The sequence below is a fragment of the Brevibacillus daliensis genome (assembly GCF_021245735.1).
GTDB classification, from domain to species: Bacteria; Bacillota; Bacilli; order Brevibacillales; family Brevibacillaceae; genus Brevibacillus_B; species Brevibacillus_B daliensis.
Window position 1 is genome coordinate 553,034 of record NZ_JAJISB010000003.1, and the last position, 14,720, is coordinate 567,753.

At 37.4% G+C, this 14,720-nt stretch carries 14 protein-coding genes and 1 pseudogene; 13 read left to right on the forward strand and 2 right to left on the reverse strand.

What is annotated here, in order from left to right; translation table 11 throughout:
* The first annotated feature begins 128 nt into the window (after positions 1–128).
* The 4 genes from LM917_RS05780 to LM917_RS05795 all read left to right on the forward strand — a co-directional run bounded on the left by LM917_RS05780 (position 129) and on the right by LM917_RS05795 (position 3,324).
* The gene (locus tag LM917_RS05780) at positions 129–590 is read left to right on the forward strand and encodes a MarR family winged helix-turn-helix transcriptional regulator (protein WP_232696524.1); all 462 of its coding nucleotides are present in this window, start codon (positions 129–131) and stop codon (positions 588–590) included.
* A 173-nt stretch (positions 591–763) separates the two neighbouring features.
* Positions 764–2,119: a serine hydrolase gene (locus LM917_RS05785; RefSeq protein ID WP_232696525.1), complete on the forward strand. Its 1,356-nt coding sequence runs from the start codon at positions 764–766 to the stop codon at positions 2,117–2,119.
* A gap of 167 nt (positions 2,120–2,286) precedes the next feature.
* Complete coding sequence (locus LM917_RS05790; protein ID WP_232696526.1) at positions 2,287–2,556, forward strand: hypothetical protein; 270 nt, start codon at positions 2,287–2,289, stop codon at positions 2,554–2,556.
* 39 nt (positions 2,557–2,595) lie between these two features.
* On the forward strand, positions 2,596–3,324 hold the full coding sequence (locus LM917_RS05795) for a MerR family transcriptional regulator (protein ID WP_232696527.1): 729 nt from the start codon (positions 2,596–2,598) through the stop codon (positions 3,322–3,324).
* Positions 3,325–3,536: 212 nt separating this feature from the next.
* On the opposite strand, the gene LM917_RS05800 is transcribed toward LM917_RS05795, so the two are convergent.
* Positions 3,537–3,932, reverse strand: coding sequence for an RrF2 family transcriptional regulator (locus LM917_RS05800; RefSeq protein ID WP_232696528.1), 396 nt, complete (start codon positions 3,930–3,932; stop codon positions 3,537–3,539).
* A 146-nt stretch (positions 3,933–4,078) separates the two neighbouring features.
* On the opposite strand from LM917_RS05800, the gene hmpA reads away from it, so the two are divergent.
* From hmpA to LM917_RS05835, 7 genes and pseudogenes are all read left to right on the forward strand, one after another.
* On the forward strand, positions 4,079–5,260 hold the full coding sequence (hmpA, locus tag LM917_RS05805; protein WP_232696529.1) for an NO-inducible flavohemoprotein: 1,182 nt from the start codon (positions 4,079–4,081) through the stop codon (positions 5,258–5,260).
* 249 nt (positions 5,261–5,509) lie between these two features.
* Positions 5,510–5,908, forward strand: a complete 399-nt coding sequence (locus tag LM917_RS05810) for a YbaN family protein (protein ID WP_232696530.1) — start codon at positions 5,510–5,512, stop codon at positions 5,906–5,908.
* A gap of 189 nt (positions 5,909–6,097) precedes the next feature.
* Positions 6,098–6,493: a hotdog fold thioesterase gene (locus tag LM917_RS05815; protein WP_304502579.1), complete on the forward strand. Its 396-nt coding sequence runs from the start codon at positions 6,098–6,100 to the stop codon at positions 6,491–6,493.
* A gap of 199 nt (positions 6,494–6,692) precedes the next feature.
* Entirely contained in the window at positions 6,693–7,247 is a 555-nt protein-coding gene (locus LM917_RS05820) for a hypothetical protein (RefSeq protein ID WP_232696531.1), read from the forward strand.
* 188 nt (positions 7,248–7,435) lie between these two features.
* Entirely contained in the window at positions 7,436–7,717 is a 282-nt protein-coding gene (locus LM917_RS05825) for an Lrp/AsnC family transcriptional regulator (RefSeq protein ID WP_232696532.1), read from the forward strand.
* Positions 7,624–8,772, forward strand: a complete 1,149-nt coding sequence (gene holA / locus LM917_RS05830) for a DNA polymerase III subunit delta (RefSeq protein ID WP_232696533.1) — start codon at positions 7,624–7,626, stop codon at positions 8,770–8,772. Before LM917_RS05825 ends, holA begins: the two co-directional genes overlap by 94 nt.
* A gap of 168 nt (positions 8,773–8,940) precedes the next feature.
* Positions 8,941–9,142, forward strand: a pseudogene (locus tag LM917_RS05835) (IS1595 family transposase); the annotation flags it as partial.
* A 559-nt stretch (positions 9,143–9,701) separates the two neighbouring features.
* On the opposite strand, the gene LM917_RS05840 reads toward LM917_RS05835, so the two are convergent.
* Positions 9,702–12,713 (reverse strand): insulinase family protein, encoded by a 3,012-nt coding sequence (locus LM917_RS05840; RefSeq protein WP_232696534.1) that lies wholly within the window; start codon positions 12,711–12,713, stop codon positions 9,702–9,704.
* Positions 12,714–13,155: 442 nt separating this feature from the next.
* On the opposite strand from LM917_RS05840, the gene LM917_RS05845 reads away from it, so the two are divergent.
* Both LM917_RS05845 and LM917_RS05850 read left to right on the forward strand, forming a co-directional pair.
* Positions 13,156–13,449, forward strand: coding sequence for a hypothetical protein (locus tag LM917_RS05845; protein WP_232696535.1), 294 nt, complete (start codon positions 13,156–13,158; stop codon positions 13,447–13,449).
* Positions 13,450–13,470: 21 nt separating this feature from the next.
* A complete protein-coding gene (locus LM917_RS05850) occupies positions 13,471–14,346 on the forward strand; it encodes a transposase (protein WP_309241935.1) in 876 nt (291 codons plus the stop codon).
* Positions 14,347–14,720: the final 374 nt, after the last annotated feature.

The window sequence follows — 14,720 nt, forward strand, 5'->3', positions numbered from 1 at the left end:
GAGAAATCATCGAGAGCACCTGCTAGTTGTACACGTTTTTGTACACGAGCGGGTGCTTTGTAGGTTGACTAATAATATCGACACCTTTATAATTAAGTTATCTTAACAATAAAGGTGGTTTACATGTAGTGAGTTCACAACTGAATGATACGTTACTTGCATGCGTAAAAGAAATGAATGAAGCAGAATACACAATTAATGCGCTTTTACTGCATGAGTACCGTAATTTGTTACATGATGAAATAACAACTAAGCAAGCGCTTCTTCTAGAACTGATTCATAAACAAAAAAACATAACAGTTCGTGAACTGGCAGAGAAAATGGATGTCTCCTCCAGCGCCATTAGTCAGATTATAAGTAAATTGGAGAAAATGCATTATGTTAAGCGTGAAATTAATCAAAGCAATCGAAGAGAAATTCTCGTTCAATTAGACGAGCAAGGATTTCTGTATTTCGTTAAGCAAGAACAGGTAGAACAAGACATCATCCGGCGTTTTTATTCCAAATTAGATTTGGAAGAGGTGATTCTATTAAAAAATCTCACACTTAAGTTAAGGGATATTGTAGAACAAGAATTACAACCTGAGTAATTCCTATTCGATAGCATCTAGAAGAAGTAAACCTTAGATTATGTCATGCATCAAGAGAAATCTGGTTGTTTTTCACTATGAACGAACAACCAATTCTTTTTCTTTAATGAGTAAGGTGACTAAACAATTTAAATAACTTACTTGTGAACTGTAATTAGCGGAGGGATGATCTCATGACTAATAAAAAACAAAAGTTAGAACATTTGTTTGCTACACTCCAAATCAAGAATGATTGTAACGGTGCTGTTCTGGTAGCAGAGAAAGGTAAAGTATTGTACCAAGGAGCTTTTGGATACGCCGATTTTACCACAGAGCGGAAACTAGTCTTAGATTCTGTATTTGAGTTAGCTTCTTTATCCAAACCCTTTACAGCAATAGCAATGATTTTATTGCAGCAGCAAGGAAAGATAAACTATGATGACCTAATAGAACAATGGTTACCACAACTTCCTTACAAAGGGATAACCATTCGTCATTTACTTACTCATACATCCGGATTGCCAGATTACATGGAAACCTTGCGAAACCATTGGGATCATTCCAAAATCGTTACAAACAAAGATGTACTTGATATGTTGATCAAATATCAGCTTCCGGCTGTTTTCTCGCCTAACGAGACATTTCTATATAGTAATACAGGGTACATTATCTTGGCGTTACTAGTTGAAACGATTACGGGAAATAGCTTTGCAGATTATATGAAAGAGAATGTTTTTACTCCTTTTGGCATGAAAAATACAAGGGTATATAACAGAAGGTACAAAGAGGAGAAAATAGATAATTATGCGTACGGCTACGTGTACGATATCGCCTCCGGTCAATACAAACTCCCTGACGATGTTCCTGAGACAGATTTCGTTGTATACCTAGATGGCGTTCAAGGAGATGGAGCTATTAATTCTACGATAGGTGATTTATTCGCATTTGATCAGGCACTATATGAGAATAAAATCATAAAACCATCTTCTCTAATTGAGGCTTTCTCACCCGGACAATTATCCAATAATGAAACGTTTGATTATGGTTTCGGCTGGATTCTTGAAGGACATGCAGAAAAGGGAAAAATGGTAAGTCATGGTGGAGGATGGCCTGGTTATTCAACTTCCATGACACGTTATATCGATCAACAAAAGACGATTATTTTCCTGAGTAATCGAGAAAATCCGGTAGAGTATGACCAAGAAATCATTGCTTCAGTTGAAAATATCTTATTTGATCAACCATTTACGGTACCAGAACGTGAGAAAGAGAAGAAGGTAGCTCAGATTAACAAGGACGTATACAATCACTATGTTGGAACATATCTTATAGCTGGTGAGAAGAGAGCTACTATCTATACTGAAGCTGGTCACCTTTATACCCAGATTGAAGGTCAGGTACACTTTGAAATGTATCCCGCTTCCGAGACTCGTTATTTTCTCCGACATCTCCCAGTAGAAGTGGAATTTGTCAGGGCTCAAGAGGGGAAAGTAACGCATTTTATTATTTATCAGAATAATGAAGCGATAGAAGCTACTCGAATCGATTAGAAAATTAGATAACCCACTTAATAGGCGAAATTTCGATTAGAATGCCTGTAAGTGGGTTTTATTTCATAACTAATAAGGTTTGTTTATCCGGTGTGGGTTTACTCGAAGAAAGAGTAAGCAAGCAATAGAAATAATAATAGGCACAATCAGCTAAGAAAAAGCAAAAGGTGCAATTAATATACAACAAGTTACTGAAAGAAATGCCGAGAATCTTCCAATACGGTCATAAAACAAACAACACAGGAGACAATGGCTCTGGCTACAAAGAACGTGATGTGATGCGCAGTACCTGGGTAAGTGTATTACTTATCGGTATTATATTCACTTTTATCGATCGTTACAGTGGGTACCATACATATGAAAATACTGGAGATTTTATCACTCGTAAGAAAATAAATAATAGTGGCTTGAAACTAACGCAACGTCAGGTTGTATAGTAAAGCTGCCGGTAATAATTAATCGTACGAAATGAGGGGATGATCATAAATAGAAAATGGAAAGTTGGAGAATTAGCAAAGCAAACCGGTTTAACGGTACGTACACTTCACCACTATGACCAGATTAGTTTATTTTCTTCATCCGAGGTTTCAGATTCCGGACATAGAATTTATAACGAAGCAGATGTTGCTAAATTACAACAAATCCTCTCGCTCAAGCAATTAGGATTTACTTTAGAAGAGATTAAAGAAACGATTGAAAACCCTAATTTTAATCCAATTGAAATAATAAAAGTACAGCTAGAATCGGTTAAAAAGCAAATTGAAGTACAAGAACAGTTGTACAGTAGGCTAGAAGGCATGTATGAGCTCCTTGCGACCCAACAAGAAGTTCAGCCTGAACAATTTATTAAATTAATAGAGGTGATCAATCTGAGTGAAAAATACTTTACGCAAGAACAAATAGAAAAGATGAAAAAACAGACTGGACATTTCAGTCCGGAAGAAGAAAAGAAAATCGAAAACCAATGGTCTGAGCTAATTGCTAAAATTCGTACTGAATTTGATAGGAAAACTCCGGCTAATCATCAGGAAGTTATGAATTTGGCCAATCGTTGGCAAGAATTGACTAAGAGGTTTACCGGTGGTGACCCAGAGATTGTCAAAGCTGCTGAACGTTTTTATGCAGAGAATCCCAATAATGCACTTCAACATGGAGTAGATGGAGAGCTTTATAAATATATTAAAGAAGCGATATCACACATTTAGCTTTATAAACCTACTCTGTTTTAGAGAAGTAAAAAATCTATGTTCTTTATATGGCGGATAACAGATTTTACAAAGAGTGCTTCTAGTAATAAAAAAAAGACGATTTTTCCCCTTATAGTAGGGAAAACCGTCTTTTTCCTTCCGTAAAATGTATTGTCATGGGTTTTATGTCAAAATTCTGTCCACTAACCTATGGGTTATCCGCATTTGTATCACCATATAATATCCTGTAAGGTACGGTTATCAAATTCTTTCAAAAAGTTACGCATTGCAATAGATAGAACTCCCTTTAACTTACAATGAGGGGATAGTGTACATGTTCCACCTTCCATGAAGCACTCCGCAAGCGAAAAATCCCCTTCTGTAAGCTTTAACAGTTCACCTAGATTAATTTCATCCGGACGTTTTCCTAGTCGTAGCCCACCGTATCTTCCTTTTGTAGATTTGATATACCCTTCTTTAGCCAAGAGATGGACGACTTTTTTTAAGTGGTTCAGGCTCAGTTCCAGTTCACTCGCAAGTCTTTCAACGGTGTATAGTTCATCTGGAGATGCAGCCAGAGTAATTAAGATTCGAAAGGAAAAATCACTAAATTTGGATAGACGCATGATAAATCTCCCTTATTGAAACTATGATAATTGCTATCTCCTCCTCATTATATCAAACAAATGTGCATTTTATATATACAATATAGCATAGTTATGTTATTTTAAATGTGCATAAAGTTTACACATTTAAAAGGGGAACTTACAAAATGCTATCTGATAAAACGATTTCTATTGTAAAAGCAACTGTCCCAGTTTTAGAAACACATGGCGTAACGATTACGGAAACTTTTTACCGAACTATGTTCGAAAGAAATCCTGAAGTTAAAAATTTCTTTAATCAATCGAACCAAAAAGCAGGAGGGCAGCCGATAGCCCTTGCACAAGCTGTCCTTGCAGCCGCAAAAAATATTGATCAGCTTCATGTGCTGGAACCAGCGATCATGCACATTGTTCACAAACATCGCAGTCTTCATGTAACACCTGAATTGTATCCAATTGTAGGAGAAAACCTACTATTAGCTATCAAGGAGGTACTTGGGGATCAGGCTACTGATGAAATTATAAATGCGTGGGCAGAAGCATATGGTGCAATTGCAGATGTATTTATTTCTCTAGAAAATAAGCAAGTGAAAGAGACCTTACAACAAAATGGCTGGGAAGGATATTTACCGCTTATTGTGACGGGAATTGTACAAGAGAGTTCAAATATTAAATCTTTTTATTTGAAGCGTCCAGATGATAAGACCCTTCCCGTTCATCAAGCGGGACAATACATTAGCGTACAGGTTGATGTACCAGGTGTCTCGTACAAGCAACCAAGACAATATAGTTTATCTATGGCACCTAACTCAGAGTACTATCGAATTAGCGTAAAAAAGGAAGAACAGGGTATTGTGAGCGGACTGCTACATAATAATTGGAAAATGGGCGACACACTCGAGGCTGCATCTCCATCAGGTAATTTTGTATATGAAGGAAAAGAAAATACTCCTGTTGTTTTTATAGCTGGTGGGGTCGGAATTACACCATTATTATCAATGCTGCATGTAGCAAAAGCAGATACTCGTCCCATTCATTTTGTTCACTGTGTTCAAAATAGTGATGTACATCCTTTTGCGGAAGAAGTCAAATCGTTGGCACGAAGCCATATGAATCTCAAAGTTACCACCATTTACTCGAATCCGATACCTGTTGATCAGCCAGATGTGGTGGGTTTACTATCGAAGGAATGGATCGGCAAGCATGTATCAAAAGAGGCAGATGTATATGTATGTGGACCAACTTCATTTATGAATCATGTAGTACAGTGTTGCCAGGCGAATGGGTTAGCAGAAGAACAAATTCGCTTTGAAGTATTTGGTCCATCAATCGGACTCGGCAACAATTAATTAATCAAGAAGGGTGGTTTTGAGAGGTTATCGTTAGATTTCGTATCAGACCACCCTACTTATTGATATACTTTCTGAAATGACTCCTTTTCGTTATATATATCTTATCTTCAAATAATAATTGTGATGATTTGGGAGAATTGTTACTAATTATAAGATTAACGTAAATAATTATGATAATATTATATAAGCATCTGTACATATAAACGTAAGATAGAAGAACCGAGTCAGATAGGCAGGGTTGATTACATGAGGAATATCAGGAACATTATGTTTATCACAGCAGGCTTTCTCTTCATAGGAATTGGTATCGTGGGTATCATTCTGCCAGTACTTCCTACAACCGTTTTTTTCTTGATTGCTTCCTTTTGTTTCGCAAAAGGGTCCAAAAAATTTGATAATTGGTTTAAACAGACCAAATTATATAAAAAATATTTACATGGATATGTCACCACACGCGCTTTATCACTACCGGCGAAAATTAGAATTTTAATAATATCCGATTTGATGACACTACTTTCATTTTTTATGGTGGATATTATATTCGTTCGAGTTATATTGGTCTTACTAACCATCTATAAATATTATTACTTTATATACAAAATCAAAACTTCCAAGCCAATAGGTAAAGTATCGGAGGAAGCATAATAAAATCTAATAAGAATGTGATCCTTACATTCTCTCTTAGTAGGATTCGATCTATCCAAGTGTAGACCGAATCCTACTTTTCTTTTATCTTCATACCCTTCCCTTTGCATTATTTTCAGACTATTGTATTATTTTTATAACTAACTTGTTTGAGATTGAGGTATTACATTTTCGAAGGAGATGACAAGCATGAATATGAAGCCATTGGAAGATACGATCATGGGAGCGTTAGGAATTGAAATTGGGGAAGTGTCTGCAGAACGAGCAACTGCCACTATGCCAGTTTGCGGAAAAACACATCAACCATTTGGATTGCTTCATGGAGGAGCGTCTGTAGTACTAGCTGAAACAATCGCCAGCTTAGCAACCTGGAATTTAATTGATCAGGAGAATGAAATGGCGGTTGGTCTCGAAATAAATGCAAATCACATTAGGGGTAAGCAAGATGGTATCGTAACCGCTATCGCTACTCCCTTACATAAAGGACGCTCCACGATGGTATGGGATATCAAAATTGTTGACGAGGAAGAAAAACTAATTTGTATTTCGAGATGCACGGTGGCGATTGTTCAGAAGAAAAAATAATACGGTCACGGGAGAATAACCATACACGCTCATGACATGAAGCAACCATATTTCTGCCAGTTTTGACGGAAATATGGTTGCTTTCCTGCTAATGACTTCATGGAATATCCAGATGATGGTATCAATAACATGTAGCATGTTAGGCTATCTCACTTGCTGTTAAAGAGAGGAAGATGTTATGAGATTTTATTAGCTAATTATGTTACATGTTCTTGTATTGTTACTGATGGGATGTACAAGTAATGATATCAAAGAGAATGAGGAACAAATAGAAATTGCGACAAATGAAATGAAACACTTACAAACACAACTAGATGCTCTGAAAAAGGAACTAACCGTTCAAAAAGAAATAATTGAGAAATTAGAGGGTGAAAACCAATTTATAGTGAGGGAGATAGCCACGCTTGAAAATCGGTGCAATATGAATCAGACGTTACTTACTAATCTTCCTGGGATTACTCATAAACAGGGAGATATAAAAGAAGCTACATTAGGAAAAGACGGAGTTAGTATTCTAGTGGACTATGCAGAGTTCAAACAAGATCTTACAGCCCCTAACAATTTTGTGATAGGTAACGAAAAGGAGGAACGTGACGAATTACTAGCAGGTTCAGACTCGTTTTATGTTCTTAAAGCACTAGTACCTACTTTCATAAACAGTGAAGATTTTGTCAGGAGTGAACATGACGGTTTATATGATTCATATATCATTGGAAATAAGGTTGTCTTGGTAAATGAGAGGTATGTAGCATAAAGATTATTGAGATTAGCCCGAAAGATCTTTCGGCATAAAATTTTTAAGTTCAGTGTTTCGTTCACTGAACTTTTATTCATAAAATAAATATTAAATCGCCAATTACTTAAACATTTAATGATTTTCATAAAATTATATATAAAAATTCAATTTATAAATACAATCATATTTATCATTTAAGCTATGAGGTGGATATTTTGGTTGCGATTGATTTATCGATACTCGATGCTTTGAAAGAAAATAGCAGGATAACAGCTTCCGAAATAAGTAAAAGAGTGAGTCTCTCTATTCCGGCAGTATCAGAGCGAATAAGAAAAATGGAAGAAGCGGAAATCATTGAAGCATACACAATAAAAATCAATCTAGTAAAGACGAAATGCAGCTGTTGTCCTTTATTTTTGTCAATATTGATCAAACCGAACATATCGAAGAGTTCAGAAAAACTATTGTTCAATGCAGTTCTGTTCTAGAATGCCATCATGTTGCCGGTGAATACGATTATTTGTTAAAAGTCCTTCAAAACGATAAAATCCAACCGATATATATCCTTTTCGGTGAAGAATCTTATTTAATCCGTGAGTTTATCCGCTTCTTAAGAAAAAAGTTGGTTGATTCAGAGTACGGTGATATGAACTATGGACAATATGATTGTAATGAAGCTTCCATTGAAGATATCGTTATGGAAGCTGGGACGATTCCTTTCCTGTCAAATAAAAGACTAGTATGTGCGTTCAACGCAACGTTTCTTACTGGTAATAAGGGCAAGCTCGATCATAATATGGATTCATTGCTGGAGTACTTATCGGATCCACCAGAGTTTACTTCTCTTGTACTTGTTGCTCCAAGTGAAAAATTAGATGAACGGAAAAAGATCGTAAAAGAATTAAAAGAAAAGGCGTGTATTATTTCTTGCCAATCATTAAAAGGAAATCAATTGCATCAATGGATTTCAAAAAAAGGGTTGGAGAACGGTGTACAACTTCCACTTAACCAGGCTGCTTATCTTGCAGAACTAATTGGGAATGATCTTTCGCAATTACGAAGTGAAATAATGAAACTGGCCACTTATGTAGGTAAAGGAGGAGCTATTACCTTAGAAACCATAGAGTTGTTAGCCTCTCCTTCTTTAAATAGGGATGTCTTTAGTCTAATAGATCATGTGGTAAAGGGTAATGTGAAAGAAGCATATCGAATCTTATTTGATTGCTTTACTGCAGGCGAAGAACCAATTAAGATTCTTGCTCTTTTTATAAGACATTTCCGTATCATGCTTCAGGTGAAATTCTTATTAGAAGAAGGGATCAAACAAGAGCAATTAGCTGCGAAGCTAAAAATTCATCCTTTCTCAGTTAAGAAAGCAATTGGACATCAAACACATTTTACGGAAGAATCACTAAGACTATTTCTTTCAATGCTATCTGAATATGACCTTCAGATGAAGACAGGAAAAATTGATAAACAGTTAGCCTTACAACTATTCATTTCTATCGTAGTTGAAAAATATCATGCCAACAAAAGCTTGTAGCTAATGATCATTTAGATGTGGAGAAAATAAAAAAACAGAGGGGTCACTGGATGTAATTTTATCAAGACCTAAATGATTGAAACATTTAAAAACAAGAGACTAGCACATATTTGATATGACTAATATGTGCTAGTCTCTTTTCTTTTTGCACTGTTAAATAAAAATGTTGATTTTCATTCTCGGATGGAACAATGGATATACCGTTTTAAAGATGTGACTACCAAATATCTCCACAATTACCTTGCTTTGTTCTTGTTTGTTGATAGTCGTAGCAATGTAAAAACACAATATAAAAGAACCTCTACTAACATCATTTTCATTTAAAATAACTGATACTTATGATAGTTTGCGTTTATCTAAATTCATTGTATGGGTATCATTCAAACAACGTTGTTTAAATAAGGATATTTGCAATTATGATGGGAAAGATACACCTAAAAATAATTTAGGATGATGTAAATGAATAGAAAGGGTTCTCTTTTGTTGCTATTGTATTTAGTATCTTAATTTTTATAGCAATTAGTGGGACAGTATATGCAAATTCAGACGATAAGCCTCAATCATTTGAACAGATTTATCATGAAATTGGATATAAAAATGTCCAAGAAGCTATAACAGATTTGGAACAGCATTTCAAGCAAAATTTAAAACTGCCAATAAGAGTACCACCTATCCAATTTACGCACTATTTCGGAAGATTTAATGATTTGGATGGTGATATAAATGACTCTTTTGAAGTGAAATTTATTAGTGATAAATCACCTGAAAATCATTACGAAATCAACGTACGACCTGTAAAGTATAAAATTCCAATAATAGATAAGTATGTTTTGGCGTGCATATAGTGAGTGAAACCACTGACGAATGTTGCATCTTAAAATGAGGAGGGACGCAAAAATGAAGCGATTCTTTAGTAGCCTGGTGTTGTCTTATTTCATTTTATCCAAATCAATTATGCTCTCGAACTTGATACCTGACTGATCGACCATAGTTTGATTTCCCTGAATAAAAATCTTCTTCTCAGAGATCAATTGTTCAAGGGGGTGAGCATAAGCCTTCAAATCCTCTAACGTCGTTGAGAGGATCTCCTGACGATCCCGCTCTAGATCTGCTTTAGAAAACTGCTCGTAATGCATTTGTGCACCGATTCCTTGCATACCGCCATCTTCTGTACTATTGTATAAATCGAATTCATTCACAGTGTTGATGATGATGCTATCTAACTCCTGCTGGGTCAGATTCGATTCACGCAGAAATTTACCGAGCCCGTTAAACACTTGGATGGATGCTGCGATATCCGGGGTTCGAGCAGCAGTGAGCGTCACACTTTTATCTTGACCGATTAGCATTGTTCCACCGTATGCGCCTATATCACGCATTGCTGGCATCACATAATACGTTTCCAAGTATTTGGCCAGAACTCTCAGCTTGCCTGAGTAAGGAATCTTGGAGTTCGAGAGATTGCCTGCCTGCATCACAGTTGCCACATTCTCTGTACGGCTTGAGTCGACAAGAGCTGTTGAATTATTAGCCGTAGGCAGCTTGATTGCTGGCTTAGGATAAATTTTGTTGCTTAACTCAGTTAGTACGGGCAGTATCGCTTCTTTCGCTTGCTTGTAGAAGGCATTGCTGCCATTCACATCTATCACTAAACCATTGCGATTGAATACCATGTCTCGAATTGTAGAGAGTTTCTTCGTGGCTGCTTTTTGCTTGTCTTTGCTTGAGTTGATTTCTTGCAGATAGCGCAAATAAGACAAGGAGCCATTGCCAGTGGGACCGTTGGCCAAGTTGTTATACCGATTGGCTGCAGATTGGCCAGATATGGCGTAATCATATATGAAGGCTTCTTCTACCACATTGTAGTGTACATTTTGCTCAATTTCCGTCAGGTGATCTCCCAGCTTGCTCGAGTCAAGAATGCTTGAATCGCTTAAGAGCGCTGCTAATTGTTTCAATAGAGCTCCGAGTTCAGCTTCCTTGCCATGAATCATGACATTTAGTGTAGGATGATACTGTGAGTTATCATTATACTTGCCATAGGTGATGGTGAAGAAGCTGATTCCGTTGATGTTTCGTTCCTGAAGAACCTGATTATAGACATCTGTCAGCAATTTGGCTTCAATCGCCTGTGAAGCATCCAGAATAGATTGATCAAATCCTAAGGAGATAGTGAACTCCCCATTCATATCCAAGTTGGTATGTGTATAAACAATTTGATCGATGACCTCTTTCGTAACATTGAAGTCGAGTGAAGACTGCTTGAAATCCTCGAGCTCGAGTTTGGGATTTGCTTGTAAGACTTCGGTAGATTCAGGCGTAGCCAACCATTTCTCAAAAGCCTCCGATTGCTGCTGAATGGCTACCAGCTCAGCTTTACTGTATTGTTTCTCAGGGGCAGGTTTCTTAGCAGAAGGCTTGTTTTGGCTGTTGCCTTCGGCTATAATTGTACTTTTATGCGGATTATCAAGGAAATAGCGTTTGACGATATTTTGCAGATAGCTTACTGCCTCTGGTTTCAAAAGCTCGTTATAGTAAGCAGCTTTGTCCAGATAAAGTAATGAATTATCGGCGTATGCAAAGCCATCCATTGCATTGCTAATATTTCCTAAATCTCCGCTATAACTTAAATATTCAATACTTTGGTCGATCTGCGCATTGAGCTCTTCACGGTTAAAGCCGTGCTCAGTGAAGCTTTTCAGCGTCTGCATATAATTCGTGATGACTTGCTCCTTCTCAGCAGCCACTACATCTGGAAAAAGAATTCCCTGTGTAAATATTCCACCCTCATTCCCGCCGACGGTTAGCAGGCTTGGATAGGCTTTCGATACTTTCTTATTAACTAAACTTGATATAATATCCATTGCAGCGACTTCCTTTGGATCTTTCATGGAAGGTCCAGCAAACAGCAGACCGACACCGTATGTATTGGATTTCTTCTCTCCCGGCAGGGCTGTATAGACCGTTCCTGAAGGTGTATTTGGTACGGCGTTAGAGCGGATATCTTTTTTGGACTCTGACACTGGCTTATATTTGGACAGATAAGAGTGAATGGTGCCAAGTGACCAATTCAGATCCTGGTTGCCTGAAAGGTAAATGAGCGCATTAGAAGGCTTATAGTATTGGCGATAAACCTCAAGCACATCGTTATAAGTGAGCTGCTCTAATCCTTCAATCGTTCCTCCGCTCGAAAAGTTGAGGGAGTTTCCGCCATAAAGGCTGTCATAAAGCTGTTCCATCAGGAATTGGCCTGTGTCACCACCCCCATTGATTTTTCCTTTCATCTCGTTGTAAACGATCCCGTTATATTGAACCTGTCCATTCTTGATTTCTTTGCGTACGCCTTGCTGAAGAAAAATGTTCTTTTCATGCAGAAGCATAGGTTTCATTACAGCATTCAAATACACATCGGTCAGATTCTCAAAATCCTTCTGATTTCTCGTCGTTATAGGATACATCGTGTAATCATCTGACGTAATGGCATTTAGCAAGCTGGCAACGGAACTGCCGCGGAGGTAGTTCTGGATATTGCGCGATGGGTACTTCTCTGATCCGCAAAGAAGCGCATGCTCTAGTACGTGGTTCGCTCCCTTGTCATCCTTGGGCGGTGTTTTGAATCCGATGGCAAAGGACATGTCCTTGCTGTTGTTATCTAAATAAAGCACTTGTGCACCTGAGCTATGCTTTAATAAATACGCTGTTTGCTGTCTATCACTTAGCTGCTGTTTCTTCACAAGTGTAAAGCCATACTTAGTTACATTAATTCCTGCAATTGCATGGTCAAATGTCGGAGTAGATGGAGTTACTGCCGCAGCAACAGCATTTGGTGCTCCTTCATTAACTGCTGCCAAGGCAGAAGTTGAAGCTGACAGAGCTAGGCTTGCTGATAGCAGTATAGCGCAGCTACGTTTACTAACGATCGATTTCAGAATGAACTTCATGGTGATTCTCCTAACTTTTGATAAATTTATTTAGACTTTTGAACTGATAGTGTAAATATAGGACATAGTTTTAAAGTATTTCGCAAAAAAATCTAAAGTTTTCTTAAAAGTTTTTATAGGGATCAAAGCAGAAGCGTTACTAGGAAAGATTCTTGAAAAAAGCAACCAAATGTCTCAGATTCGGGTGCTTCTTCTGTTATAGGTAATTTGTTATAGGGGAAGAGTAGGTAATTCGTTTATTTGGAGCCGAGAATTTGGGCTTGGCCTGACCAATAACAATAGTATAGATAACCGCTCACCAGGCCTGATTCACCGAACTTATGAATTTAATAACTGTACTTGTCAAAATTCACTATAAAATAAATACAAAAATAGAGACATCCTTGACTCTCTGTGTAAAATAGAAGTGCAACCAACGACTCTACGCAGAGGAGAACAAGAAATGTCTCATATGTATACGTTATCACAACATCACAATTGGAACAATATTTTTCGACAATGGAAACTGCCGTTGTATTTTTCCAAATCGGTTTTGAATCATATCACCCACTTTGTAAATGGCGTGTTGTCCCAAGGTTTCTCAGGTACACTAACGGATATCCACCGCGAGAGCCTTCACAATCGGGATCGTAGAAGCCTTAGTCATTTCTTATCCCATGGAAAATGTAATGAGCAGTTCCTAAAGCAAATCGTACGTAATATCGTTTTTAAGCAAGTAAAATGGAATTCAAAATAGAATGACAGTCCTATCTTTGTTATTGTAGATGATACTGTGTGTGAGAAAACAAAGCCTTCGTCACGGGCGCTCTTTTCGATCCAAGGGTCGACCTATCATCATTCTCATCTAAAGGGCAAACAGGTCTATGGTCATGCTGTGGTTGAAACGATGCTTCGCACTGGTGATGTTGTGTATCCATTTGCATTGGAACGTTATGAACCCAAGGGCAAAAGCAAGATCGATCTAGCCTGCGACATGATTAAGCAAGTGCCCATTTCCAATCAAAAGACGTATGTGTTAATAGACTCGTGGTATCCTTCGGCCTCTGTTCTCCAGACAAGTGCGCAACAAGGTTTCCATGTGATTAGCGGCCTAAAGACGAATCGCATCATTTATCCGCAAGGGATTCGGCAATCGATCAAACAATTCGCTTCGTATTTCTCGAAGTCTGACACCGATCTCGTGACCATCGGAACAGACCATTATCGAGTTTATCGCTATGAAGGAAAGCTCAACTTCCTTGAAAATGGAGTTGTTCTTCTCTGCTGGAAAGAGGGAGAAGGGTTAGAGCCTAAGCAAATGAAAGCTTTTCTAAGTACAGATGTTTCTTTATCTAACGAGCAAATTTTGAGTTATTACAGCAAACGCTGGTCGATTGAAGCCTATTTTCGAGCTGCGAAAGTGCATCTTGGCATGGATCGATATCAATTTCGATCTACGAAATCTATCGATCGTTATTTGGCACTGCTCTCGTTTGTTTCGATGTGCTGTATTTACAGTGGACAAGGCAATCTCTTTGATGGATTACATCAATATCGTCGGCAGAAACAGCAACATTGGATTGAGTATATCTACAAGCAAGCCCAATCTGGTGTAACCCTCGCTCAGATTAAAACGCAGCTTCGAGCTGCATAGGGATACTAAAAGCTTTTTTGGATTTACAAATTCTTGAAGCGATTATTGGCAAGTACAGTAATTACAGAAAAACACTTCGGATTTTATAATCTGAGGTGTTTTTTTGTGAGGGAGAGTACTGCTTCACAATGGCTCTTCATTACAGATAGTGGTAGTGAAGTGTTCTATACTGAATAATAATGCGTTCCATCAGTAGGATTACTATTAATAATAGAAAAATTTTAAAATTGTATATTATGTTAAATTATTTGTTTTTTATAAAAATAATAATCTAATACTATATAATTAAAAGATTGGTACTAGATATAAATTAGGAGGAATAAGAATGAAACCATGGAGTTAGTATAGTTTCATGGACACATCTTGGTTAAGTT

Coding starts and splice junctions, on each gene's coding strand:
- LM917_RS05795 (WP_232696527.1), top strand. CDS start 2,596: ATGATCATAAATAGAAAATGGAAAGTTGGAGAATTAGCAAAGCAAACC.
- LM917_RS05820 (WP_232696531.1), top strand. CDS start 6,693: ATGTTACATGTTCTTGTATTGTTACTGATGGGATGTACAAGTAATGAT.
- LM917_RS05815 (WP_304502579.1), top strand. CDS start 6,098: ATGAATATGAAGCCATTGGAAGATACGATCATGGGAGCGTTAGGAATT.
- LM917_RS05800 (WP_232696528.1), bottom strand. CDS start 3,932: ATGCGTCTATCCAAATTTAGTGATTTTTCCTTTCGAATCTTAATTACT.
- holA (WP_232696533.1), top strand. CDS start 7,624: ATGCAGCTGTTGTCCTTTATTTTTGTCAATATTGATCAAACCGAACAT.
- LM917_RS05810 (WP_232696530.1), top strand. CDS start 5,510: ATGAGGAATATCAGGAACATTATGTTTATCACAGCAGGCTTTCTCTTC.
- hmpA (WP_232696529.1), top strand. CDS start 4,079: ATGCTATCTGATAAAACGATTTCTATTGTAAAAGCAACTGTCCCAGTT.
- LM917_RS05785 (WP_232696525.1), top strand. CDS start 764: ATGACTAATAAAAAACAAAAGTTAGAACATTTGTTTGCTACACTCCAA.
- LM917_RS05840 (WP_232696534.1), bottom strand. CDS start 12,713: ATGAAGTTCATTCTGAAATCGATCGTTAGTAAACGTAGCTGCGCTATA.
- LM917_RS05845 (WP_232696535.1), top strand. CDS start 13,156: ATGTCTCATATGTATACGTTATCACAACATCACAATTGGAACAATATT.